Here is a 22,357-nt window from a genome sequence, read left to right on the forward strand (position 1 = left end):
CTGGGCTCACCCTGAGCCCGATCCGGACGGCAGCACAAGACAGGAGGGACGTCGACATGGCTGACACGCTCAACCAGTTCCACTCCGAGGAAGCGGCCCTGCGCCAGGTCGCGCTGGGCCGTTTGAAGAAGCAGTCGGACTTCTGGTTGCACCTGATGATCTACCTGATGGTGAACGGCTTCCTGGTCGTGATCTGGGCGATGACCGGGGTTCCCTTCTTCTGGCCAGTGTTCCCCATCTTCGGCTGGGGCATCGGCGTCGCGGCCAACGCCTGGGACGTCTTCCTGCGCCACGAACCGACCGAAGCCCAGCTGCAGCGGGAGATGGCCCGGTTGCGGGCGATGGACAGCGCCGCCTGACCGCGCGACCCCGACCGGGGACGGTGCCGCCCGACCGGCGCGGACCGCTACCGGTCGGTCGTCGTCCGGCCGATGGTGGCCTGCACCCGGTCGATCAACTCGGCCTCGGCCCGTGCGTGGGCCGCCTGCTCGGCCGGCGTCAGGATCTGCGAATCCGGTCCGGGGAAGAACAGCCCCTCGTGCTCGTCATCGGTCCAGCGCACGGTGAACGGCGGCTCGCCGTCGGGTCCGGTCGCCAGGATCTCGGCCCGGCGGTCGTGCCGTCCCTCGATGTGGCTGTGCACGACGAGCCAGTCGCCGGGTTGTGCCTTCATGTCCGTCTCCTTCGGGGTTGACTGCCGACATCGCGGTCGAGCAGGGAACTGTCGGTCGATCACGGGAAGTACAGCTCGCGGATGGAGGTCACCTGCCCGTCGGTGACGGTGATCTGGAAGATGCCGCTGGACTCGGACCCGGAAAGCCGTTGCCCGACCGTGGGCAGATCGCTGGGCACCGGCGTCGGGCTACCGCCGGCCAGGGTGACCACGGTGGCGTCCGGGCTCACCGTCACCACCCGCAGCTGGGGATTGCGATTGCGGTAGTAGTAGTCGGTGCACCAGCCGTTGTCTCGCTCCTGCACCCCGTCCTCGTCGCAGGCCTGACGCGCCGCGTCCCCGGTGAACCAATCGAACTTGTCCAGCGTGATCTGGGACTGGCCGGGATCGACCGCGACGATCTTGCCGTAGACGTCGCCGGTCAGGTCCGTGCCGGCCGCACCGGCCGTTGTGCCCGAGAGACGGTGCTGTCGGTGCTTGTGGTGGACCGGCCGGTCGTCGGCACCGTCGTTGGCTCCGTCGTCGTTGAGGTCGAATTCGTGACCGGCGGTGGGCTGGACATGGCGGTTGAATGCAGGACCGACACCGACGACGACGCCGAGGACGACCCGGGGGCCGAGGTGGTCGGTGCGGCCGCCGGGGTGCCGCCGGAGCCGCAACCGGCCAGGAGGAGGCCGGTCCCGATCACCGCCAGCAGCTGACCCCCGCGAGGTTTGGCCATCAATGCACGTTTCGTCCCCATGGTTGTCATCGTGCTCGGTCCGCCGGTCGCTGGCTCGGGTCGAAGGTCCCTGGGCCGCCCGGTCCGCCGGGACCAAGTCCTCTGGTTCGGTGTCGGCCGGCCGCCACAGGATTCGAGGATGGCGACCGCCCACGCCCGACCCCTTGCGGCTGGGCCATGACCGCCCGGACGCCGGCCCGGCGGCCGGTGGTTCAGCAGCCCTGGATCGACCCGGTGCGGGTGGTGGTCATCGGTGCCGTGATCGCCGTGCATGCCGCGACCGCCTACGTCGTGCCGATCTCCTGGTACTACAGGAGCGGACCACATCGACCTGGACGCCGGTGCTGACCAGTGGGGTTGTCGAGCTTCTGGCCGCATTCGGTCTGGCCCCGCTGTTCCTGGTCGCCGGGTTGCTGGCGGCCGGGTCGCTGGGCCGGCGCGGTCCGGGCCGATACGCCGCGGCCCGGCTGCTCAGGCTCGGTCTGCCGGCCGTCTTCTACGTGCTACTGGTGGACCCGATGCTGCGCTGGTGGGTGGCCAGCGGGCAGGGCGATGATCGCCCGCTGCTGGCCTGGCTGACCGACTGGACCGGCGGGCGAGGCTTGGGCCCGATGTGGTTCGTCGTTGCCCTGCTGGGCTTCTCGCTGATCTATGCCGGCTGGCGCCGGCTGCGGCCGGTCGGCCCCAGCCGGCCGAGTGAGCTGTCGATGAGCCGGCTGCTGACCCTCGCCGCCGGGATCGCCGCGCTCGATCTGCTCACCTGGCCCCGGGTGCCGGACACCGTCGCCCGTTACTGGGATTTCGAATGGCCGCACTGGCAGGCGGCCGCCGGCGTGTTCGTCCTGGGGGTGCTGGCCGGTGAGCGGCGCTGGTTTCGGGCGCCGTCCCGATTGCTGCTGCGGGTCTGCGGATGTCTGTCACTGGTCGCCCTGACCGGCCTGGCCGGGCTGCCAGCCCTGTCCGTGCAACCCGGGAACACCGAGATTCCGCCCGGCTCCTGGCAGGTCGTGATCATGGCCGGGCTGGACGGATTGACCGTGGTGCTGGCGATGGTCTGGCTGGTCGACCGGCTGCAGCGGCACCAGGTGGGCCGCTCGCCACTGCTGGCCGTCGGGGCGCGGAGCTCCTACGGGGCCTACCTGGTCCACCCGGTGGTGCTCGTCGGCCTGTCCCTGGCGCTGCGGTCGGCGACCTGGGCGCCGGAGGCCAAACTGGTCGTGGTGGTGGCGATCGGGGTGCCGGTCTCGTTCCTCATCGGTGGCCTGGGGAACCGGCTGGCCGCAACCGTGCGCGCTGGATCGGGCACCCACCGGCCGCGGGCCGGACGGCGCCCGGCCTCGACCGGCGGCCGCGGTCACGCTCTGCTCCCCGGCGATGGGCCCGGGGCCGGAGCGGCTTTGGGTTCCGGATCCTCCAAGAGCTCGCCGAAAAAATGGTTGTCCGGCAGATCGGGACCAAATGCTCTGTGGCTGGCCGGCTGTGACGGCCAGGATTCGACCATGACGACCTATCCCATCGTGGTGCGGGAGAGCGCACCTCACTACGCGGCGACCAGGACGGCGACGCTGGCCGTCACCGAGCTGCCGGGCTGGCTCGGTCAGACCTACCGCCAGGTCGCGATGTCCCTGGGCACGCACCGCCAGTACCCGGCGGACGGCCCGTTCGCCCGGTACCACCGGCTGCCGGACGGGCGCTTCCAGGTGACGGCCGGATTCCCGGTAGCCGAACGACCGGTCGGGGACGGCGACGTCATCGCCGAATGGGTTCCGGGTAGCCGGGTCGCGGTGCTGCAGTACGCCGGCGACTACGGCTCGATGGAGCCGGCCTACCGGGCCCTGTCGGAGTGGCTGAGCACGCACGACGCGGTCGCCGTCGGCGACCCGTACGAGGTCTACCGCAGCGACCCGCAGTCCGACCCGAACCCGGCGACCCGACGCACTGACATCGTGCAGCCGTTCGTGCCGGCCGCATCATCGGCGGCTGACCGCAACTGAGTCCTGGCCAAGCCGAACCCGCACCAGGCGGGTGACCAGTTCCGGCAGCGCCTCGACGCGGGTGGATCCACTCAGATCGCGCGCGGCATGGGTGGCCTCCTCGGCGATCCGCTGCCGGGAGTAGTGAGCGCCGAACTCCACCGTGAGCTCATCGATGGTGGCGCGCAGGCTGCTGGCCAGGTCCGGGCGATCCGACCGCACCGACTCGAGCGGGACCACGGCGCCGAGGATCCACCGAACCGGCAGGGCCGCTGAACCGGAACCGGTCACCACGCCGGCCCGGTGTTCGCCGCGCTGCGGGTCCGCGGGCGGGTGCGCCAGCCGAACGCCCGCAGTTCGCGGTTGATGATCAGCCGGGCGAAGGACTCGAAGCGCTCGGCGTGCGGGTCGTTCCAGTCCAGGATCGCCCGGGCCAGGGCCACCTCGGCGGCCTGCTCCGCGCCCTGCCGATCGAACCCGCCGCGCGCCCCGCTGTCGATTCCGTTGTCGATTCCGTTGTCGATTCCGTTGTCGATTCCGCTGTCGATTCCACTGCCACCGGTCGTGCGTGATCGGACCACGGCCCCCGCCAACGGCAGGTAATGCCGGAACAGGGCATCCTCGGCCCGGGCCCGCTCGATGGCCAACTGGTCCCGGGTGGCCCGGTGCAACGCATCCCACAGTGCCTGATCGGTGGCCGGCGGTCGGTGATCCAGGGCCGTCATGCCACCCGCCCCATCCGTGCCGGGCCGCCCGAACGAATTCCGGCCGCGATGCTTCTGACCCAGTGGGCGACCCTGGTCGTGGTGGGTGGGCGGGGCACCCGCACCGGAATGCCGGACGCCGGGTCGGAGGTCAGACGCGGCGGAAATGTGATCACGATTCCGGGTACGTCCCTTCAGGTCGAACAACACCGCATTCGACCGGTCGCAGGCACTCTGGGGACCGGCCGAGATCGTCCGCCGGCGGGAATGCCGGCGACTATCACCTCACTGTCCCGACGATGCCCACACTAGGGACTTTCGTCCTAATTGTCCAAGGGTCGTCGAGACGACCACGGTTGCTCGCGGGGCCGGCGCCCGCTCCGGCCGGCGCAACCCGGCGGGCCCAAAGGCCCTGACCCGCTGGTCGGCGAGGGAGCATCATGACCATCGGGTGGGTGGAGCAGCGGGGGCCCGGTCGGTCGGAGCCGACCGGGCCCTGTGGCGTCGGCCGCCTCGACGCCGGCCCGGTGTCCGTAGCGGACCGGGTGCCATACGACCCTGGTCGGCCCGCCCGGCAGCCGGTTGACTGGGCCGATGTCAGCTGCCATGGACAAGGTCCTGTTCCGGGACCGGTCCGAAGCCGGACGCCGGCTTGCCGAGCGCCTGCTGGGCCTTGCCGGTCCCCGGGTGGTCGTCGTCGGCCTGCCGCGCGGTGGGGTGCCGGTGGCCTACGAGGTGGCCGATGCCCTGGGCGCCCCGCTGGACGTGATCGTCGTCCGCAAACTCGGTGTGCCGCATCAGCCCGAACTGGCCATGGGCGCGATCGGGGAGGACGGCGCCCGGGTCGTCAACGAGCGGGTGCGGCGGCTCAGCGGGGTGGCCCCGGAACAGCTCGAAGAGGTGGAGCGGGGCGAACGCGCCGAACTGGTGCGGCGATGCCAGCAGCTCCGGGGCGGCCACCGGCCGGTCGCTCTCACCGGGCGCATCGTGCTGGTGATCGACGACGGCATCGCGACCGGAGCCACCGCCCGCGCCGCGTGTCAGGTCGCCCGCGCCCGAGGGGCGGCCAGAGTGGTCTTCGCCGCGCCGGTCGGCCCGGCCCGGGTCACTCCCGCCGATCTGGACGCCGACGAGGTGATCTGCCTGGCCCAGCCGGCGGCCTACCACTCGGTCGGCCAGGCCTACCTGGACTTTCGCCCCACCTCCGACCAGGAGGTCGCCCGGTTGCTGGCCCTGGCCGCCACCGGTTCCGCGGCCGGAGCCGCGCCAGGTGACCGGCCCACTCACGAGGCCGAGGTCGTCGTAACCGCCGGCCCGGTGCAGTTGCCCGGGCACCTGACCTTGCCGCAGCACAGTCCCGGCGTCGTGGTTTTCGCGCACGGCAGCGGCAGTTCGCGGCACAGTCCGCGCAATCGATTCGTCGCCGCCGCGCTCAACACGCACGGCATCGCAACGCTGCTGGTCGACCTGCTCACCCCGGACGAGGAAGCCGACCGGCGGCTCGTGTTCGACATCGACCTGCTCGCCGAGCGGCTCCTGGGCATCACCCGGTGGCTGGGTGAACAACCCGAGACCGCGGCCCTGCGCGTGGGCTACTTCGGCGCCAGTACCGGTGCGGCCGCCGCCCTGTGGGCGGCCGCCGAACCGTCGACCCGGATTGCCGCCGTCGTCTCCCGCGGCGGCCGGCCCGACCTGGCCGGGCCTCGGCTGACCGGGGTGAGGGCCCCGACCCTGTTGATCGTCGGCGGGCACGACACCCAGGTGCTCGGGCTCAACCGGGACGCCCAGGCCCAGATGACCTGTCCGACGCGCCTGGACATCGTGCCCGGCGCGACTCATCTGTTCGCGGAACCGGGGGCGCTGGCCGCGGTCGCGGAGCTGGCCGCCGGCTGGTTCGCCGACTACCTGATCAACGCGCCGGCGTGACCACGGAGGCGGGGCGCGCCGTCCCGCGGATCACCATCACGACGCTGACGATCATGGCGACGATCGTCCCGACGATGCCGATCACCAGCGCGACGCGGACCACCGTGGCCCACCCGCTCGACCCGGCGCCGAAGTCGAAGGGAAAGACCTGCCAGAGCCCGATCATGGCCACCAGCCCGATCACCTCGGTGATCAGGTCGCCGAAGCCCTTGACCCGCGGGGTGTCCCGGATCAGGTACACCGCGTTGACCACGATGCCGGCCACCATGGACGCGTTGATCCAGGGCAGCACGAGGGCCATGTCCGGCGTCAGGAACGGCAGGATCGACCACCCGGGCGTGACGTTGACCAGGAACAGCAGCACCGCGTTGACGACCACGGCCACGGTGTAGCCGGCTCGACGCGAGGCGACCCCGGGTGAACGACGACGGTTTGTTGCCCTGGTCATGGCGGCGCCCTCTTTCTGGCTCGCGTGCCGTCCCGCCGGTGACGGGCTCAACCCGGCGAAATGTCCAGCACAGCTCGACCACGTCTGGGTGGGCCAGTGACCTTGGTCCCGCCTTCGGGGGACCGACCGACCTGGCCGCCGGCCACCGGAGCGCGAGAGCCTGGAGGTCCGACCGCTCGGCCGCCGGGGAGGGGCACCACGTTATTGACCGGGCTGGTGGCCTATGCCTGGGCCCACGACATGGCCGTCCAGCGGACCGGTGGGCGTCGGTTCCAGCTGACCGGGTTCGGTCGTCCGCCGGTCTCGCCGGCCCTGTTGTCCGGGAGGTATCCATGAGGAGAACGTCGCGAGCCATCATCGCGGCCCTGCTGATCGGTCTCGCCGTCGTCGTCGTCGCACCGAGCGCCTGGGCCGGCCCGCCGACCGCGGCCGGTGAGCTCGTCGTCACGGTCTCGGCTACGCACCGGTCGGCCGTGCCGGCGGTCGGCACCTGGCCAGTGCTGTCCCACGGGGTCGCCAATTCCGCGGTGACCGTCCGTTCATTGCAGTACTTGCTCAACGCCCACGCCTCTTGCCTGGCCGTCGACGGCGTCTTCGGTCCCCGGACCACGGCCGCGGTGCGGAACTTCCAGGCCCGCCATGCCTTGGTGGTGGACGGCATTGTCGGCCCGCAAACCTGGACGGCCCTGTTGGTCACCATCCGCCGAGGCAGTGTCGGGCCGGCCGTGCAGGCGTTCCAGGATCAGATGAACGCGCGCGCGGTCGCGGCCGGCCAGGCGCCCTTCCTTGCGGTCGACGGCATTTTCGGTCCCAAGACCGAATCGGCCGTGTACTACTTCCAGAACCGGTTGGCCGACTACTGGGGAACGACTGTGGACGGCATCGTCGGCCCGCAGACCTGGCAGCCGACGATCAGCAACGTGTTGCCGCGCGGCTGACCGAGGGGTTGCCGAGGTGGTGAGGGCCCGGCACTGCTCGGCGATCCGCCCGGATCCGGTGGGCATCCGATCGTGCCCGTTCGGGCAGCCCGGCCCTGCCTACACTTCGATCACCAGTCCGGTGATCGGGGGGTGATCACGCTGTCGCAGCACAAGCGCCCACCGCGGCGCCGGCCCGCGCCCGCCGGACCGCCGGCCGAGGCGCCGGAGGCGGTGACCGCGCCGACGATCGCGGCCCTGCGGGCCGGCCGGCGCGATCTGGCGGCTCGCGAGGTGCAACGGGTGCAGGCGCAGGCCGGGAACCGGGCGGTTGCCGTCACCTTGCAGCGGGACCAATGGATTCGGGGCCGGCCGGTGCAGTACACCCGCCAGAACCGGCCGAGCAAGGGCGCCGACGTACGCGCGGCCCTCCGCTCCGAGCTGCCCGGCCTGTTGACCGGTCTGTCCGAGCAGCAGCTCGACCGGTGGCAGCAGGTGGTCGACTACTACGCGGTCAAGCGTCACATCGACCTCGAACTGGCCCAGCTGCGGGCCGACTACGACGCGCGCTATCCCGGGCTCAAGGTCGAGGGCCAGGGCATGTACGCGGGCTTGGGCCAGTACCACGACCAGGTACGCCAGATCACCCGGGACCAACCGCGCCACCCTCCGGGTGACGACCGGCTCGTCGTCGATCCGCAGGCCCTGCTGGCCGACGACGTCACCGCGCCGCCCGAATGGGATGTCAAGGCAGAGAAGGACTTCCGCCAGTGGGCGGTGGCGCGGCTGCGGGCGGATCCGCCGGTGTTCGACATGTACCCCGACCACGACGACGAGATCGTCTCCCGGCGCACGGCGCTGGGGACCTACACGACCAAAGGCATCATCACGCTGTCCGACCTGCGCCACCGGTTCGCTGCGGAGTACCAGACACGGGTGGTCGATCGTCCCGAATGGCGCACGCTCCACCAGGCCTACCGGGAGACCCTTGAGGCCTACTTCGACGCGACCCGGGTGCACCGGGAACGCAGTGACATCAACAAGGCGAACAAGGGCTGGTTCGGCGTCGACATCGTCCGCAACATCATCGAGGCGGTGGGGGAGGGCGACCAGGACTACCCGTCGATCCGGCAATGGGACGAGCCGAAACGGTTGATCGATCAGGCGGGCCCGGCATTGCGCGCCGGGCAGTTCGAGTTGGCCGTGCCGCTGCTGGCGATGGCCGAACTGGCGACGGCGCAAGCCGCGCAGCGGATCTTCGCCTACGACAACCGCGTCGAGACGGGCGCGGCTGTCGCGGTGAAATGGCTCAACCGGGTCAAGACGGCCGGCTCGGTAGCCGCGGGCATCGCGGCCGGGCCGCTGGGCATCACCGGCTCGGCGCTGGTCGCCGGCGGTTACACCTTTGTCCAGGAGGGCGCCCAGAACGCGTCGGCCCTGGCCCACGGGCAACGCACGGATCTCGGGCTGGCCGGCCTGGTCAAGCAGGCGGGGGTGGCGACCGTGCTCGGCCTGCTCGGCGGCGCGCTGCAGACCCGGTTCCAGGCCGCCCTGTCGGCGCGGCTCGCCCAGGCGACCGGCACCGCCGGCGGAGCCTTGCGCGAGTGGGGCACCAGTGCGGGCGCGGCCGGGCTGACGCAGGTCTACCAGACGGCCGCTGAACTAGCGTTGAACGCGGTGGTCAACGGACAGGCCGTGCCCACCAGCGCGGATCAACTCGCCGACCTGGTCATCGACAAGGTGCTCGAGGGTGCGGTGATGGACGTCGCGCTCAAAGGACCCTCGGCCCGGGTCGCCCGGGAGTACCAGGCTTGGCGGGCCGGCCGGAGCGCCCCGGTCATCACCGGTCCCGGCGCCGGTCCGGAAGTGAAACCGGCTGGTGGTCAGAGAAAGTCGACCGATCTGCCGGACGCCCGGACGATGCCCGATGACGTGGCCCGACGGTTGCTGCGCGAGGGTGGTGGCTGGGAGCGGCTGCACACCGAGCTGCGCACCGGCTCCGGTCTCGGCCAGGGCTTGACCGTGCCCGAACGGCAAGCCCTGATCAGCCGGTTCGAGACCACCCGGGAGCTGCTGGCTCGCGATGTCGCCGCGGTGTTCGACGGCACCGTGTCGATCACTGAGGGCGATGGTGGCCGCCGGCTCGAGGTCCGGTTCACCGGCGACGGGGCGGCGCAGCACGTGGCCGAGGCCAGGGCCTACCTGGACACCAAGCATCCAGGCTGGGCCACGGAGACCGGCGTCGTCCTGGACGCCGGACCCAAGGCCACCGGCGCCGGTCCCCGATCCGAGCGGCTGGCCGCCGCCCTGGAACATGTCTCCCCCCGGGCCCGCCGGCTGGCCGCCCGGCTCACCCCGCTGTACGAACGGTGGACCGGCCTGGATGCCGCGCAACGCCTGGAGCTGCTGGTCGGGGTGGTGAACGAACAACTGCGGGCGGCGGGGATCCCGGAGGTCAACGCCGGATTCGGCAGTCGCGGGGCCGCCGAGAACGGGCGGTTCGTGCCCAAGCACTGGGAGCTGCAGATCAACGCGGCCCTGCTCAAGGGCCACACCCAGACTCCGGAGCAGTTCGCCAAGGCCTGCGAGATCGCCATCCACGAGGGCCATCACGCGATCCAGACGTTCCGCGCGGCCCGGACCAATCCGGTCATGGCCGAGCAACACCTGGATGCCGTCGCCTTCAAGGCAGTGATGGACGCGAACCGTCCCGGGGCCAAGGCCGAACCGATCAAACTGTCGTCGTTGGAATGGGTCGAAGCCGCGCAGGTCCGCGAGAGCATGTGGGGCAGTGGAAAGGCCTACAACGAGCAGGTCTACGCGCGGATGGACGCCGCCGACGAGGCGCTCACCAAGGCCGGCGACCTGTGGCGGCTGTACACCAACCTGCCCAGCGGGTCGGCCGAAAAGCGCCTGGCCGCAGCCCGTTTCATCGAGGCTACGCGTGCCCGGGACGTCGCCCACGACGAGTACATGAACCTGCCCGAGGAGGTGGAAGCCTGGCGGTTGGGGCTGGAGACCAAGGCGGCGGTCGCCGAGCGGCTCCGGCTCGACGCGTCGATCACCCAGGCCCGCGCCCGCCTGGCCGCCGCGCACGACGCCGCCTCCGGCCTGGAAGATCCGTTCCTGCAGCAGATGCTGGACCCGCAGAACCCGCCGACGGCGGCGGCCCAGGAGGCCCTGCAACGGGCGCTCAAGGTCGAACGGGCCTCGCGCACCGCGCTGCGCATCCTGATCGAGCGGCGGGCGCGGCTGGCGCTGCGGGGGTGATCGTGGGTTCCGATCCGGTCGACGGGCCGGGCCCGGTTGCACGAACGACAGCCGCGCGTGACCATGATGGGCAATTCGGACAAATCTGGAGTCTTCATGACCGATCAACGGGCCGACTTCTCGAGCCTCACCGCGCTGTTCATCAACACGACGTTGACCAGATCCCCGGGCATCAGCCACACCCAACGGCTCATCGACATCAGCGCCGGCATCATGGCCAAGCAGGGGGTGACGGTAGACCAGTTCCGGGCCGTCGACCACCGGATCGCGACCGGGGTCTACCCGGACATGCGAGAGCACGGGTGGGAGGTCGATGAGTGGCCGGAGCTGTTCCCGCGTGTGCTGGCCGCCGACATCCTGGTGATCGGCGGACCGATCTGGTTGGGGGACAACAGCAGTGAAACCAAGAAGATCATCGAACGGCTCTATGCCCATTCGGGCGAGCTCAACGACAAGGGCCAGTGGCTGTACTACGGGCGGGTCGGTGGCTGCCTGATCACCGGGAACGAGGACGGCATCAAACACTGCGCGTCCAACGTCCTGTACAGCCTGCAGCACATCGGCTACAGCATCCCGCCGCAGGCTGACGCCGGATGGATCGGCGAGGCCGGCCCGGGACCCAGTTACGGCGACCTGCTCGAGGACGGCACCCGGGCCGGCGTCGAGAACGACTTCACCAACCGCAACACGACCTTCATGACCTGGAACCTGTTGCAGTTGGCCGCCGTGCTCCGGCAGGCCGGCGGGTTTCCGGCCTTTGGCAACCAACGCAAGGAGTGGGACGCCGGCACCCGCTTCGACTTCGAGAACCCCGAATATCGCTCCTAGCGGACACGCTGACCGTCCAGGCGTGCTCACGCGGACGGGTGCTCCCGCCCGGCTCATCGGGCGAGGGGCGCGACCCAGGCGAGCCAGGTCCTGGGTCCGCTCGTCGATCCCGACGGCGATGAACCGGCTCAGCATGCCGCTGGGATCCAGCACGCCGAGCGCGGCGTAGTCGGCATCGACCAGCTCGCGGGCGGCCGGATCAGACGCTGTGCGGATGGAGCTGCTCGCTGAGCCGGTGCGCGATCCGCACGGCGGCGCGCGCCTGGTCCATGCCGGCCGCGGCGGCCTGCAGATGGTTGGCCACCCGCGTGCAGACGAACTCCGGCGTCACCGAGCTGTCCTCCTGGTCCAGCCGGACCCCCTCGGCGCCGTCGGGCAAGTTCTCCGCGCTGGCGGACAAACGCCGGCTGTAGGCGCTGAGGGCGCCGATCAGCTCGTCGAGATGGCCCAGGGCTCGGTGCAACCCGGCAAGGTCGGTGGGCAGGTCGGTGCCGGCCTGCTGGATGCCGGTCGCGGCGGTGATCAGTGCTCGGCTGTTCATGTGGTGTTCGGGCTCCTCGGTGGGGTTTCTGATCCGTTGATGACCCTCCGACCGGTGGCCATCGCCAGCGAACCGGCTTCCGTTCCCGATTCCCCGCGGGACTGCTGGGTCGGACCGCCGTCCCGGGTGCAGTACGACTATCCATCGACCGGCCCGGCGGGGACAGGGTCGAAGGTCTCGGCTCCGGCGGGGCGTCCGGAACGGTGGCGCGGGCCGCGTCGGTCGAGCGAGCGTCGAGCGGTGGAGACGGGAGTGTTGTCGGGAGGTGGTTCCTGTGGCGAACCACCTCAGGTGGGGGCATCCTGAGCGCGCGGGCAGGACTGGCGCACCGCGAACGCGGCCTGATCCGGCGGGTCGCCGACAGATGGAGAGACCCCGTGGGCAATCGGCGCCAGATGAGCGGTCGGCAGGGCGGATCTCGGTCGGGGCTCGGCGATGACCGGATGACCGGTTCGCCGGACGTTCCGGGCCCGTCGGGGGGCGCACCAGCACCGGTGGCCATCCCTGGTCTGTCCGTGCCGACGCCCGATGGCCACGCGATCCGACGCCTGGCCCGGACGGACGATCCTCTGGGTGGATCACCGATCGACGCCGATCTGAGCGCGGCGCTCGGACGCCGCCGCGGCCGCGGACGGCCGTTGCCCGACGGCATCGCCCGTTCCATCAGCGACGCGGTGGGCGCCGATCCGGAGCGTGTCCGAATCCACACCGGCGCCGAGCCGGCTGCGCTCGCGCGATCGGTCCAGGCGGTTGCCTTCACCCAGGGCTCGGACATCTATTTCGGGTCCGGCGCCTTCTCCCCGCACACCGTTGCCGGACAACGCGTACTCGCGCACGAGTTGGCGCATACGGTCCAACCGGCCGCCGGCGCCGGCGGGATCGTCGGTCGGGCGGCCGACCCGGCCGAGGCCGACGCCGATCGGCGGGCCGACACCGCCCTGCGGCGGTTGCAGCGGCGGGCCGGCGTCGATGCCGAGGGCCGGGTGCCCGAGGCGGACCGGCCACGGGAGCGAGCCGGGTCAACCGCCGGTATCCGCCGCCTGGTCGGTTTCGAGGTCGAGATCAGTGTCCCGACAATCGCTGTCGGGACATCGACACCGGTGCTGGCGGCCGGGGTCAACCCACCGGCACCGGAGATCGGGAACTTCTTCGGGGGCGGGCTGACCTACAAGCAGGAACTCGGGTCCATCGACGGACCCGACCGAACCAAGATCACGCTGACGCCGGACCACAATCAGTTGGAGGGCAAGGGGGCGGAGGTCTTCGCCGCGCTCAAGGAGATGAGTCCGCGGGCTCTCGCCGGGGCCACGTACGTCCCCCTGAGCAACCTCGAGTACGGCACTCCGGCGCTCGACGAGCTGGCTCCAGGCTCCGATGCGCGCTTTCAGGCAATGGCGAGCGCCATCGACGCGCACACCAAGACGATCATGGACGCCGACCCGCAACACGTGCTGAGCGCGATCCCGAATGCGCGCGGGTTCCGGGCGGGTGCGCCGCAGAAGTTGATCGGCACCTGGCTGTCCGGGGTGCCCAAATCCGAACGCTTCAAGACGGCGTGGAACGAGATGGCCAAGCTGATCAAGTGGGAGATGTACGTGCAGGCGACGGTCGGCATCATGCCGACGGGGCTGGCCAGCCTGTACGCGCAGCAGGCCAAGGACATGCAGGCCGATCCGGATGCTCCGGACAGCGCGCTGGCCGCCATCAAGGACGGGATGGACGCGATCGCGGCGCTGTCGGCCACCTTCGATACCCAGCCGTTCGTGACCGACCTCAAGCTCAAGCCCGGCGATGTGCAGGCGTTGCGCGGGGTGCTGACCATGGCGGCCTCCTACGCGGTCGGAAACGCACTGGGCAGAACCAGCTTGATGAGCGATACGTCGAAGAACAGCGTCCAGATGCTGCTCAAGCTGGCGCGGACCGGCCTGGTGGTCGACGCGCTGCCCACCTACCTGAAGAAATTCAAGGGTGCGGGAGCCAATGAGAAGGTGGTGGCGCTCATCGACCGGGCCGCGACGTGGATCCATCAGATGCCGCAGACCTGGCTGGATCACTGGACCGACGAACCGTATGAGGCCGAGGTGACCAGGGAGCCCATCTACGGTCGTCCCACGATGGATCCGGTGGATGCGACCAAGGCTCTGATCACGGACATGCTCACCGGAACGGCCACCATTCCGGTGATCGGCCCGGGCGATGAAGGACGCCTGCCCAAGAACGATGCCGCGCCGGCGGCCGTGGCGGCCGCCTCGGGGGCCCAACAGGGGATCCCGCTCGAGTTCCGGTGGATCACCGAATTCCCGGACGGGCCCGGTGAACTCTGGAAGGTGTTCGCATCGGTCCTGCGGGACGTCCGCGCCGCCAATCTGGCGTTGATCCCCGAGTCGGACGCCGCGCCGATCCTGGCCGCGGTGAAGAAACCGTGACGGCCGGCGACCCGCTCGCGACCACCTACAACGCCACGATGATCTGCACCAGCAGCACCTTGGCGATCATCTGGATGGCGAACAGGGCGGTGAACCCGGCGTCCATCCGATCGTCGTCGACCTTGGCATTGCCGTAGGCCAGGATGGCCGGCTGGCTGATGAAGCCGGCCAGCAGGCCGGCGGCCCGCACCGGACTCGTGCCGAACATCCGGGCCACCACCACCATCAGCAGATCGGCCAGCACCACCACGATGACGCCGGTGACGACCACCCGCAGGCCCAGCCCGGTGAAGGCCTGCGAGGCGAACGCCTGCCCGGAGGCCAGCCCGGTCGCGGCCAGGAACAGCAGCAGGCCGAGCTGCCGGATGGTGAGGTTGGCCGAGTTCGGCAGTCCCCAGACGATCGGCCCGGTCCGCTCCAGCCGGCCCAGCACCATGCCGACGATCAGCGGGCCGGCCGCCGCGCCCAGGCTGAGCTTGATGCTGCCGGGCATCGGGATGGTGATCAACCCGATCAGCAGACCGAGAGCCAGGCCGATTCCCAGGCTCAGCGCGTCGACCTCGCTGACTTTGCGTTCGGAATCACCCAGGTAGTGCCCGACGTCGGACATGCACCGGCGGGGCACGACCACCCGCAACCGATCTCCCAACTCCACCACCAGGTCGTCGTAGGCGAGCAGTTCGGTGTCGCCCCGGCGCACCCGGGTGATGATGCCGTCGTAGCGCTGCGGGATGTCCAGGCTGCCGACGCTGCGCCCGGCGATCATCGGATTGGAGATCAGGATCCGCCGGTAGTCGACCTCCGAGCGGTCGTGCGCCAGATGGTGGCGGCATTTGCGCCCTAGGAAATCGCAGGCCGCGGCGGCCATCTCCGCCGGCGCGATCACCACCACCCGGTCGCCCGGCCGGAACTGCTCGTCCTCGTGGACGACCCGGGTCCGGTCGTCCCGCCGGAGGTAGGAGAACCGCACGAGATGCTGGGCGAACCCGGGCACCTCGCTCATCCGCACCGGCCGCTGCACCTCGATGGTGAAGTCGACCAGCGCCTGCGCGGCCAGCGGTGGCTGGTCCTTCGGACAGGGCCAACTGCGGTTCAGAATGACCGCCATCGCCACGATGGTGAGCACCACGCCGAACGGGTAGCTCAGTGCGTACCCGACCGCCGGTTCGTTGCTCGCCGCCTTGGCCGTCGCCGAGGCCAGCGCCGGAGTGCTGGTCAGGGCGCCGGCGAAGGTGCCGCCCTGGATCGCCGAACTCAGCCCCATCACCCGGCCGACGGCCATGATCACCGCGGTGGCGGCCGCGAGCACAACGATCGCGCTGAGCATCAGTGGCAGCTGCCGGCGCAGCGAGTGGAAGAACACCGAACCGGAGGCGAGACCGACGGTGTAGACGAACAGGGCCAGGCCGAGGGTGCGAACCAGATCCAGCCCCTGACCCAATCGCGGGTCGAGGGCACCGAACAGCAGGCCGACGAACAGCGCACCGGCCGGCCCGATCTTCACCGGGCCGAACGGGACGATGCCCAGCAGGGTGCCGAGCGCGACCACGACCATGATCGTCAGCAGGGGGCTGCCGGCCAGAACCTCGGTCATCGCGGCGACGCCAGCCCGTCGGCGCAGGGCACCTTTGCCATGATCGGGACGGTAGCGCCGGGACCGGCCGGGCGGAGGAGCCAAAGGTCCCGGGCCTGGTCAGGCCGGCGGCAGCCGGGTTCCGACGCGGAGCCGGCGCCGGTACTCGCGGGGCGTCAGGCCGGTCTCGGTCCGGAACTGACGGTTGAAGTTCGACAGGTTCTGATATCCGGCCTCGAAGCAGATGTCGGCGATCGGTCGGTCGGTCTGGAACAGCAGGGTGCAGGCCCGGATCACCCGCAGGCGGCGAACGGTGTCGGCGAAGCCGCGGCCGGCGGCGCGGGTGAAGAAGCGGGACAGGGCCGACGGAGTCATCCCGACGGTGCGGGCGGCCTCCTCGAGCCGGACCTCGCCCGCCAGGTTGTCGGTGATGTAGCGCAGCACGGCGTCGACCTTGCGCTGCCCGGGGGCATCGAGCGGGACGGCCGCGGTGGCTTGGGACAGTGGCCGCTGCTCGGCCCCAGGGGCCCGGGCGAGCAGGCTCAGCAGCCCGAAGATCCGTTGCAGCCGTTGCAGGCCACTGCTCTGGCCGACGCCTTCGAGTTCGACGGCCGCCTGCCGGGCAGTTGCCCCGGAGTATTCGATTCCGCGGTTGGCCGACTGGAACAGGTTGACTGCTTCCGCCGCCTCGGGCAGCACCAGGGCCAGCCGGCCAACCAGCTCGGGATGGATCTGCAGGACCACGTCGCGACCCGCGACCATTTCGTCGGGCTCGAGATCGGACAACCAATTGTGCGGCAATTGTGACCCGACCAGCACGAAATGCCCGGGACCGAACGGTCCGATGTAATCGCCCACGAAGGCGAGTCCGGTACTCCGACGGATCAGGTGCACTTCCACCTCGGGATGGGTGTGCCACCGCGCCAACGGGTGCGGGAAATCGTGCTGGTGCCATCGGACGCTGCTCTCCAGATCGGGCACCACGATTTCGCTGGCCGGGGAACGACCGGTCAACGGCGTGGCCGGATCGGGACCCGGTCGTCCCCGTGACGGCACCCGTACCTCCTCGCACGTCGGCCCGGCAATAGGCCGATCACTGGGCAGCTGATCGACCAGATGGTCTCCGACAGACTCTCTGCCGACAATTTAGTACCAGTTCTGCGGTTCTGACGCTATAGATCCAGGGGCGCACCAGCGCGACGATGGTCCTACTTCCGGCCCGGGTGAATGTCCGAAGTTTCGATCCCGGCCCGCCCCTTCGCGCACAATGAGGTGATTCCTGTGTCTTCCCGACTGCCCCGCTCCTTGATCTTCGGCTATGCCGCGATCGCGCTGTTCATGACCGGCGACGGATTCGAGCTGACATTCCTGGCCCGGTATCTGGTCGACCTGGGCTACACCCCGGTCGACGCCGCGCTGGCGTTCAGCGTGTACGGATTCGTGGCCGCGATCGCGGCCTGGTGTTCGGGCGTGATCGCCGAGATGTTCGGCGCCCGGCGAGTGATGGTGGTCGCCGGAATCGCCTGGCTGGTGTTGCAGGTCGTGCTGCTCAGCGTCGGTCTGAATTCGGGCAGCCTGCCGCTGATCCTGCTGATCTACGGCGCGCGGGCCGCGGCCTACCCGATGTTCATCTACTCCTTCGTGGTGCTGATCGCCCAGACCGTCGACCGGTCCCGGTTGGCCACCGCGATGGGCTGGTACTGGGCCGCCTACTCCCTGGGGATCGGCGTGCTGGGCACGTACTTGCCGAGCTGGCTGCTGCCCGTGCTGGGGGAGCAGCTGACGCTGTGGCTCGCGCTGCCCTGGGTGGCCTCCGGTGTGCTGCTGGCCGCCTGGAGCGCCCGCCGCTACGGCGGCACCGCCCAGACCGCCCAGACCGCGCCGACCGGCACCGAACCCGCGTCCCGGCTGCGCGAGTTGGCCCGGGGCGCCACCATTCTCGTCGAGAACCGGCCGATCCTGATCCTGGCCGTCGTCCGCGTCATCTGCAACCTCACCCTCTTCGGCTTCCCGGTGATCATGCCGCTGTACCTGTCGACGACCACCTACGACGGGGTCGGCGTGCTGGCCGTGACGCAGTGGATGCAGTTGTGGGGCCTGATGTTCGCCGTCACCATCGTGACCAACGTGCTGTGGGGCCGCATCGGTGACCGGTTCGGATGGATGCGCCAGATGCGCTGGTACGGCTGCGTGGGCTGCGCGGTCGCGACCCTGTCCTTCTACTACCTGCCGCAGTGGACCGGGCCGAACATGTGGGCGCTGTCGGCGGCCGCCGTCCTGCTCGCGGTGGCGGTGTCCGCGTTCGTGCCGATGGGGGCCGTCTTCCCGGCCCTGGCCCCCGGTCACACCGGAGCCGCGGTGTCCGCGCACAACCTGGCGGCCGGGGTGTCGACCTTCCTCGGCCCGGCCATCGCCATGGTGCTGCTGCCCATCGCCGGCATCGGCGGGGTCTGCTGGGCCTACGCAGTCCTGTACCTGATCGGTGCCGGCCTGACCGTCTTCGTCCGCCCCGATCAGCCCGGTATCAGGTCCCGGCGCCCGGTGCCGGCCACCGCCTCCGCCTCCGCCTCCGCCTCCGCCTCCGCCTCCGCATGACCCCGCACCCGTCCACCGATTACCTCCCCCCGATCCCGCCCTTGAAAGAAGCTTCGATGACCGCGACGACCAGCACCCAGCCCGCCCCGATCCCCACGACCGGATCAATGCGTCGGGCGGTGGCCGAGCCGAACGACGACGTACGGCTGGAAACGGCCGCGATTCCCACCCCGGCGCCGGGCGAGGTCCTCGTCCGCAGCACGCTGGTGGGGATCTGCGGATCCGACACCCATGCCCTGGCCGGCCACCACCCCTTCCTGACCAGCCGCTACCTGCCCGGCCACGAGGCAACCGGCACCGTCGTCGCGCTCGGCGACGGCATCGAGTCGCTGTTCGTCGGGCAGCGGGTCCTGCTCAAGCCCAACGTCGCCTGCGGCGACTGCGCGAACTGCGCCGCCGGCCGGTCCAATGCCTGTGCCCAGCTGTCCTGGATCGGCTGTGACCCCTCGCTGCATTGGGCCGGCGCGATGGCCGACTACTTCGTCGCGCCGGAGCGGAACCTGTTCCCGGTGCCGGACGGGGTCGACGACCGCACCGCGGTCCTCGTCGAATGCCTGGCCACACCCGTGCATGCGGTGCGCATCAGCGGCGACCTGACCGGCGCCCGGGTCGTGATCCTGGGCGCCGGCACCATCGGCGTGCTGTGTGTCGTCGCCGCCCGGCACGCCGGTGCCGGCGCCATGGTGGTCACCGACCTGGACCCGGGCAAGTTGGACCGGGCCAGGCGCGTCGGCGCCCACGGCGCGGTGCCGGCCGACGACCCGGCGGTGAACGAACGGGTCCTGGCCCAGTTGGGTGGCCCGGCGGACGTGGTGCTGGACTGCGTGACCAACGAACGATCGTTGAACCAGGCCGTGGCCCTGCTCCGGCGGGCCGGCACCCTGGCCGTGGTCGGGGTGCCGCCGCGGGACGCGACGCTGCCCATGCCGCTGATCCAGGACTGGGAGATTCGCGTTCAGGGATGCGCCGCCTACACCGAGGCCGATATCCGCACGGCCCTGCAGATCGCCACCGACGCAGGCCTGCCGACCGACGAGATCGTTGCGGCCACCTACGGTTTGGACGAGGTGGCGAGCGCCTTCGGGCAGGCCGCGGCCGACAGCTCCGGCAAGGTGCTCATCGCCCCGCCCCGGCGCGGTTGATCGACCCGCCCCCGGCCGGCCGGCGTCCCCTCGTGCTGCCGGCGAGGTGCGATTCCGGCCGGCGGCGGTGTCGGCGGCAAAGTGCCTGGCGGTGCCTGGGACTTTGCGTTTCACTAGAGGTCAGGCAGTACCGAGGTGTCGGGCACCCGACGGCCCGCGGCCCGACGGCAGAGATGAGGCGTCCGTGCGGCACGACGACGACGTCCCGAATCCGAATCCGGATCCGGATCCGGATCCGGCCGCGCGGCGGCCGGGCCGGCCCGGCCGGACGCGGCCATGACGCAGGAAGGTGGCGACGCGACCCCGGGCCCGCCGCATCATCTGCCGGCCGGAACGATGGTCGGCTCCTACCGGGTGGAGTCCCTGCTCGATCGCGGCGGCATGGCCTACGTCTACGAGGCCACCGACGTACGGCTCGACCGTCGGGTGGCGCTGAAGATCCTGGCCTGGCACGACCCGGACGGCTCGGACTTTCGCGAACGGTTCCTGCGTGAGTCCCGCTTCGCCGCCTCCCTGGACCATCCGAACATCGTGCCCATCTACGAGGCCGGCGAGACCGACGGGCTGCTCTACATCGCCATGCGGTTCGTGCGGGGCACCAACCTGTCCCGGCTGATCCGGCGCGACGGCCCGCTCGATCCGCAACGGGCCCTGGCCATTCTGGCGCCGGTGGCCGACGCCCTGGACCTGGCCCATGCCGCGGGACTGGTGCATCGGGACGTCAAGCCGGCCAACATCCTGCTGGCCGACTCCGGCGACGGACGGCAGCACGTCTACCTCAGCGATTTCGGCTTGACCAAGCGGGCCGCGGCCATGAGCCGGCTGACCGAAGCGGGCAGCTTCATCGGCACCATGGCCTACGTCTCCCCGGAACAGATCCGAGGTGAGCCGCTGGACGCGCGCAGCGACCTGTACGCGCTGGGCTGCGTCGCCTACGAGTGCTTGGCCGGCGCCCCGCCGTTCGTCCGCGACGACCAGGCCGCGCTGATGTGGGCCCACCTGAGCCAGTACCCCGCACCGCTCGCGGAGTCCCGCCGAGAACTGGCCGCGGCCGACCCGGTGATCATGAAGGCGGTGGCCAAGGATCCGGCCGACCGGTTCGCCACCGGCCGGGAGTTCACCACGGCGCTGGCGGCCGCCCTGACCGGCGTGGCTCCGGCGGCCCCGCCCGGCGACGACCTGCCGACCACGGTCGGCGTCCGCCCGGCGACCGGCACCGGTGGATCGGCCCCTTCGGCCGCCCCGTCCGGCCCGTCGGCCAGCCCTTCAGGCCCCTTCACCGGCCCGGGCTCGGCCCCGCACCACCCGTCCTCCCCGTCGGCCTTCGGGAACGCCGGACCGCCCGCCGGGCCGCCTCGGTCCGGGCCCCCGTCGGGTTCGCACCGGCGCCCGTCCGCCCCGAGCAACCGCAAGCCGGTGATCATCGCGCTGGTCGCCGCGGTGCTCGCGGTCGCCACCATCACCGGCGTCACCTGGGCGGTCCGGTCGAACAGTCAGGTCCAGGGTCAGGCGCAGGCCCAGCCGCCGAGCGCCGAGCACTCGCATGAGGCCGCGCTGGACGGCACCGGTTCGCCAGGCGGCAGCAGCGCATCCGCCGCGCCGGCCAACGTCTCGCCGAGCCCGGTGGAAAGCGCCGGCCCGCCGAGCACGGCGCCGCCGGAGACGGCGCCCACCGTCGCCGTTGCCCCGGCGCCGGCCGTGGCCATCCCCAGCATCGCCGGTGATCCGATTGCCGTCGGCGCGACCCCGGGGTACGTCGCGATCACTCCGGACGGCCGGTTCGCCTACATCGCCAACCGGGCGGCCAAGGTCGTCACCGTGCTGGACACCACGATCAACAAGGTGACGGCGACGATCCCGATCGACGCCGGACCGCCGCAGTTCATTGCCTTCTCGCCGGACGGCTCGCGCGCGTACGTCAGCGTGTACAACGACGACAAGACCATCAATCTGGTCGTCGTCATCAATACCCGGACCACCAAGGCGCTGACCGAGGTCCCGGTCGAGAAGAAGCCGTACGCGCTGGCCGTCACCCCGGACGGCACGTCGGTCTGGGTGCCCAGCCACGACGCCGGCGCCCTGGACATCATCGACGTGGCGACCGACACGGTCGTCCAGACCCTGCCGGTGGCCAAGAATCCGCACTGGGTGGCCTTCTCGCCGGACGGGCGGACCGCCTACCTGGCCAACCACGAGTCGAACGTGCTGTCGGTGATCGACGTGGCCTCGCGGGCCGTCCTCACCACGATCCCGGTCGGGACCAGCCCGCACAGCGTGGCCGTCTCGCCCGACGGCACCCAGGTGGTCGTCGTCTGCTTCGACAGCAACGACGTCTACTTCATCGATACCGCCACCGACCAGGTCCTGGGCACCATCCCGGTCGGCACCAATCCGCAGGACATCTCCTACAGCGCCGACGGCCAGTACCTCTACACCGCGAATGTGCAGAGCAACACGGTGTCGGTCATCGACGCGGCGACCCGCCAGGTCACCGCGACCATCCCGGTCGACTCGCCGACCAGCATCGGCGTCCTGCCCAACGGCCGGTTCGCCTACGTCACCAATCTGAACGCCGGCACCCTGACGGTGCTCAACACCACGTCCTGACCACCGCACCGTG

General features: G+C 70.8%; 19 protein-coding genes. 11 read left to right on the forward strand and 8 right to left on the reverse strand.

The annotated features are described in order from the left end of the window. Positions 1 to 56 precede the first annotated feature (56 nt). Positions 57 to 359 (forward strand): 2TM domain-containing protein, encoded by a 303-nt coding sequence (locus NAMU_RS12220; protein WP_015747713.1) that lies wholly within the window; start codon positions 57 to 59, stop codon positions 357 to 359. A 47-nt stretch (positions 360 to 406) separates the two neighbouring features. Here the strand turns inward: NAMU_RS12220 and NAMU_RS12225 are convergent, their stop codons facing one another. Both NAMU_RS12225 and NAMU_RS12230 read right to left on the reverse strand, forming a co-directional pair. Further along, on the reverse strand, positions 407 to 673 hold the full coding sequence (locus NAMU_RS12225) for a DUF1918 domain-containing protein (protein WP_015747714.1): 267 nt from the start codon (positions 671 to 673) through the stop codon (positions 407 to 409). 59 nt (positions 674 to 732) lie between these two features. Continuing rightward, positions 733 to 1,332 carry a hypothetical protein gene (locus NAMU_RS12230; protein WP_015747715.1) on the reverse strand — a complete coding sequence of 200 codons (600 nt, stop codon included), beginning with the start codon at positions 1,330 to 1,332 and terminating at the stop codon, positions 733 to 735. A gap of 239 nt (positions 1,333 to 1,571) precedes the next feature. Here NAMU_RS12230 and NAMU_RS30465 point away from each other — a divergent pair, with 239 nt between their 5' ends. Both NAMU_RS30465 and NAMU_RS27365 read left to right on the forward strand, forming a co-directional pair. Continuing rightward, positions 1,572 to 1,742, forward strand: coding sequence for a hypothetical protein (locus NAMU_RS30465; protein WP_217180830.1), 171 nt, complete (start codon positions 1,572 to 1,574; stop codon positions 1,740 to 1,742). Beyond that, positions 1,736 to 3,388, forward strand: coding sequence for an acyltransferase family protein (locus NAMU_RS27365; protein WP_015747716.1), 1,653 nt, complete (start codon positions 1,736 to 1,738; stop codon positions 3,386 to 3,388). The genes NAMU_RS30465 and NAMU_RS27365 overlap by 7 nt, the downstream gene beginning before the upstream one ends. On the opposite strand, the gene NAMU_RS12240 is transcribed toward NAMU_RS27365, so the two are convergent. Together NAMU_RS12240 and NAMU_RS12245 are read right to left on the reverse strand one after the other, a co-directional pair. Then, positions 3,365 to 3,607 carry a hypothetical protein gene (locus NAMU_RS12240; protein ID WP_138180124.1) on the reverse strand — a complete coding sequence of 81 codons (243 nt, stop codon included), beginning with the start codon at positions 3,605 to 3,607 and terminating at the stop codon, positions 3,365 to 3,367. The genes NAMU_RS27365 and NAMU_RS12240 overlap by 24 nt on opposite strands. A gap of 47 nt (positions 3,608 to 3,654) precedes the next feature. Continuing rightward, complete coding sequence (locus NAMU_RS12245; RefSeq protein WP_015747718.1) at positions 3,655 to 4,092, reverse strand: hypothetical protein; 438 nt, start codon at positions 4,090 to 4,092, stop codon at positions 3,655 to 3,657. 573 nt (positions 4,093 to 4,665) lie between these two features. On the opposite strand from NAMU_RS12245, the gene NAMU_RS12250 reads away from it, so the two are divergent. Next, a complete protein-coding gene (locus NAMU_RS12250; protein ID WP_217180831.1) occupies positions 4,666 to 5,997 on the forward strand; it encodes a phosphoribosyltransferase in 1,332 nt (443 codons plus the stop codon). On the opposite strand, the gene NAMU_RS12255 is transcribed toward NAMU_RS12250, so the two are convergent. Beyond that, entirely contained in the window at positions 5,981 to 6,445 is a 465-nt protein-coding gene (locus tag NAMU_RS12255) for a hypothetical protein (RefSeq protein ID WP_015747720.1), read from the reverse strand. The two genes, NAMU_RS12250 and NAMU_RS12255, sit on opposite strands and share 17 nt — an antisense overlap. A gap of 332 nt (positions 6,446 to 6,777) precedes the next feature. Between NAMU_RS12255 and NAMU_RS12260 the strand changes: the two genes are divergently transcribed. The 3 genes from NAMU_RS12260 (at position 6,778) to NAMU_RS12270 (ending at position 11,460) form a co-directional block, all read left to right on the forward strand. Further along, a complete protein-coding gene (locus tag NAMU_RS12260) occupies positions 6,778 to 7,383 on the forward strand; it encodes a peptidoglycan-binding domain-containing protein (protein WP_015747721.1) in 606 nt (201 codons plus the stop codon). 132 nt (positions 7,384 to 7,515) lie between these two features. Beyond that, positions 7,516 to 10,632, forward strand: a complete 3,117-nt coding sequence (locus NAMU_RS12265; protein ID WP_015747722.1) for a hypothetical protein — start codon at positions 7,516 to 7,518, stop codon at positions 10,630 to 10,632. 96 nt (positions 10,633 to 10,728) lie between these two features. Beyond that, positions 10,729 to 11,460: a flavodoxin family protein gene (locus NAMU_RS12270; RefSeq protein WP_015747723.1), complete on the forward strand. Its 732-nt coding sequence runs from the start codon at positions 10,729 to 10,731 to the stop codon at positions 11,458 to 11,460. Between the two features lie 199 nt (positions 11,461 to 11,659). Here NAMU_RS12270 and NAMU_RS12275 read toward each other — a convergent pair whose 3' ends face one another. Then, on the reverse strand, positions 11,660 to 12,001 hold the full coding sequence (locus NAMU_RS12275; RefSeq protein ID WP_015747724.1) for a hypothetical protein: 342 nt from the start codon (positions 11,999 to 12,001) through the stop codon (positions 11,660 to 11,662). 203 nt (positions 12,002 to 12,204) lie between these two features. On the opposite strand from NAMU_RS12275, the gene NAMU_RS27370 reads away from it, so the two are divergent. Then, on the forward strand, positions 12,205 to 14,427 hold the full coding sequence (locus NAMU_RS27370; protein ID WP_138180126.1) for an eCIS core domain-containing protein: 2,223 nt from the start codon (positions 12,205 to 12,207) through the stop codon (positions 14,425 to 14,427). 25 nt (positions 14,428 to 14,452) lie between these two features. On the opposite strand, the gene NAMU_RS12285 is transcribed toward NAMU_RS27370, so the two are convergent. Further along, on the reverse strand, positions 14,453 to 16,021 hold the full coding sequence (locus tag NAMU_RS12285) for an aspartate:alanine exchanger family transporter (RefSeq protein WP_015747726.1): 1,569 nt from the start codon (positions 16,019 to 16,021) through the stop codon (positions 14,453 to 14,455). 99 nt (positions 16,022 to 16,120) lie between these two features. Further along, a complete protein-coding gene (locus tag NAMU_RS12290) occupies positions 16,121 to 17,056 on the reverse strand; it encodes a helix-turn-helix domain-containing protein (RefSeq protein WP_015747727.1) in 936 nt (311 codons plus the stop codon). Positions 17,057 to 17,281: 225 nt separating this feature from the next. Here NAMU_RS12290 and NAMU_RS12295 point away from each other — a divergent pair, with 225 nt between their 5' ends. The 3 genes from NAMU_RS12295 (at position 17,282) to NAMU_RS27375 (ending at position 22,344) form a co-directional block, all read left to right on the forward strand. Next, complete coding sequence (locus NAMU_RS12295; protein ID WP_041370525.1) at positions 17,282 to 18,595, forward strand: MFS transporter; 1,314 nt, start codon at positions 17,282 to 17,284, stop codon at positions 18,593 to 18,595. A gap of 56 nt (positions 18,596 to 18,651) precedes the next feature. Beyond that, positions 18,652 to 19,737, forward strand: a complete 1,086-nt coding sequence (locus NAMU_RS12300; protein ID WP_052307919.1) for a zinc-dependent alcohol dehydrogenase — start codon at positions 18,652 to 18,654, stop codon at positions 19,735 to 19,737. 276 nt (positions 19,738 to 20,013) lie between these two features. Next, on the forward strand, positions 20,014 to 22,344 hold the full coding sequence (locus NAMU_RS27375; RefSeq protein ID WP_015747730.1) for a serine/threonine-protein kinase: 2,331 nt from the start codon (positions 20,014 to 20,016) through the stop codon (positions 22,342 to 22,344). Positions 22,345 to 22,357 lie beyond the last annotated feature (13 nt).

It is taken from the genome of Nakamurella multipartita DSM 44233, from assembly GCF_000024365.1.
Taxonomy (GTDB): Bacteria; Actinomycetota; Actinomycetes; order Mycobacteriales; family Nakamurellaceae; genus Nakamurella; species Nakamurella multipartita.

What these genes read in the sequence shown, in the direction of transcription:
- NAMU_RS12270 (WP_015747723.1), top strand. Translation starts at nt 10,729, where the DNA reads ATGACCGATCAACGGGCCGACTTCTCGAGCCTCACCGCGCTGTTCATC.
- NAMU_RS30465 (WP_217180830.1), top strand. Translation starts at nt 1,572, where the DNA reads ATGACCGCCCGGACGCCGGCCCGGCGGCCGGTGGTTCAGCAGCCCTGG.
- NAMU_RS12250 (WP_217180831.1), top strand. Translation starts at nt 4,666, where the DNA reads ATGTCAGCTGCCATGGACAAGGTCCTGTTCCGGGACCGGTCCGAAGCC.
- NAMU_RS12220 (WP_015747713.1), top strand. Translation starts at nt 57, where the DNA reads ATGGCTGACACGCTCAACCAGTTCCACTCCGAGGAAGCGGCCCTGCGC.
- NAMU_RS12255 (WP_015747720.1), bottom strand. Translation starts at nt 6,445, where the DNA reads ATGACCAGGGCAACAAACCGTCGTCGTTCACCCGGGGTCGCCTCGCGT.
- NAMU_RS12275 (WP_015747724.1), bottom strand. Translation starts at nt 12,001, where the DNA reads ATGAACAGCCGAGCACTGATCACCGCCGCGACCGGCATCCAGCAGGCC.
- NAMU_RS12300 (WP_052307919.1), top strand. Translation starts at nt 18,652, where the DNA reads ATGACCGCGACGACCAGCACCCAGCCCGCCCCGATCCCCACGACCGGA.
- NAMU_RS12285 (WP_015747726.1), bottom strand. Translation starts at nt 16,021, where the DNA reads ATGACCGAGGTTCTGGCCGGCAGCCCCCTGCTGACGATCATGGTCGTG.
- NAMU_RS27375 (WP_015747730.1), top strand. Translation starts at nt 20,014, where the DNA reads ATGACGCAGGAAGGTGGCGACGCGACCCCGGGCCCGCCGCATCATCTG.
- NAMU_RS12225 (WP_015747714.1), bottom strand. Translation starts at nt 673, where the DNA reads ATGAAGGCACAACCCGGCGACTGGCTCGTCGTGCACAGCCACATCGAG.
- NAMU_RS12245 (WP_015747718.1), bottom strand. Translation starts at nt 4,092, where the DNA reads ATGACGGCCCTGGATCACCGACCGCCGGCCACCGATCAGGCACTGTGG.
- NAMU_RS12260 (WP_015747721.1), top strand. Translation starts at nt 6,778, where the DNA reads ATGAGGAGAACGTCGCGAGCCATCATCGCGGCCCTGCTGATCGGTCTC.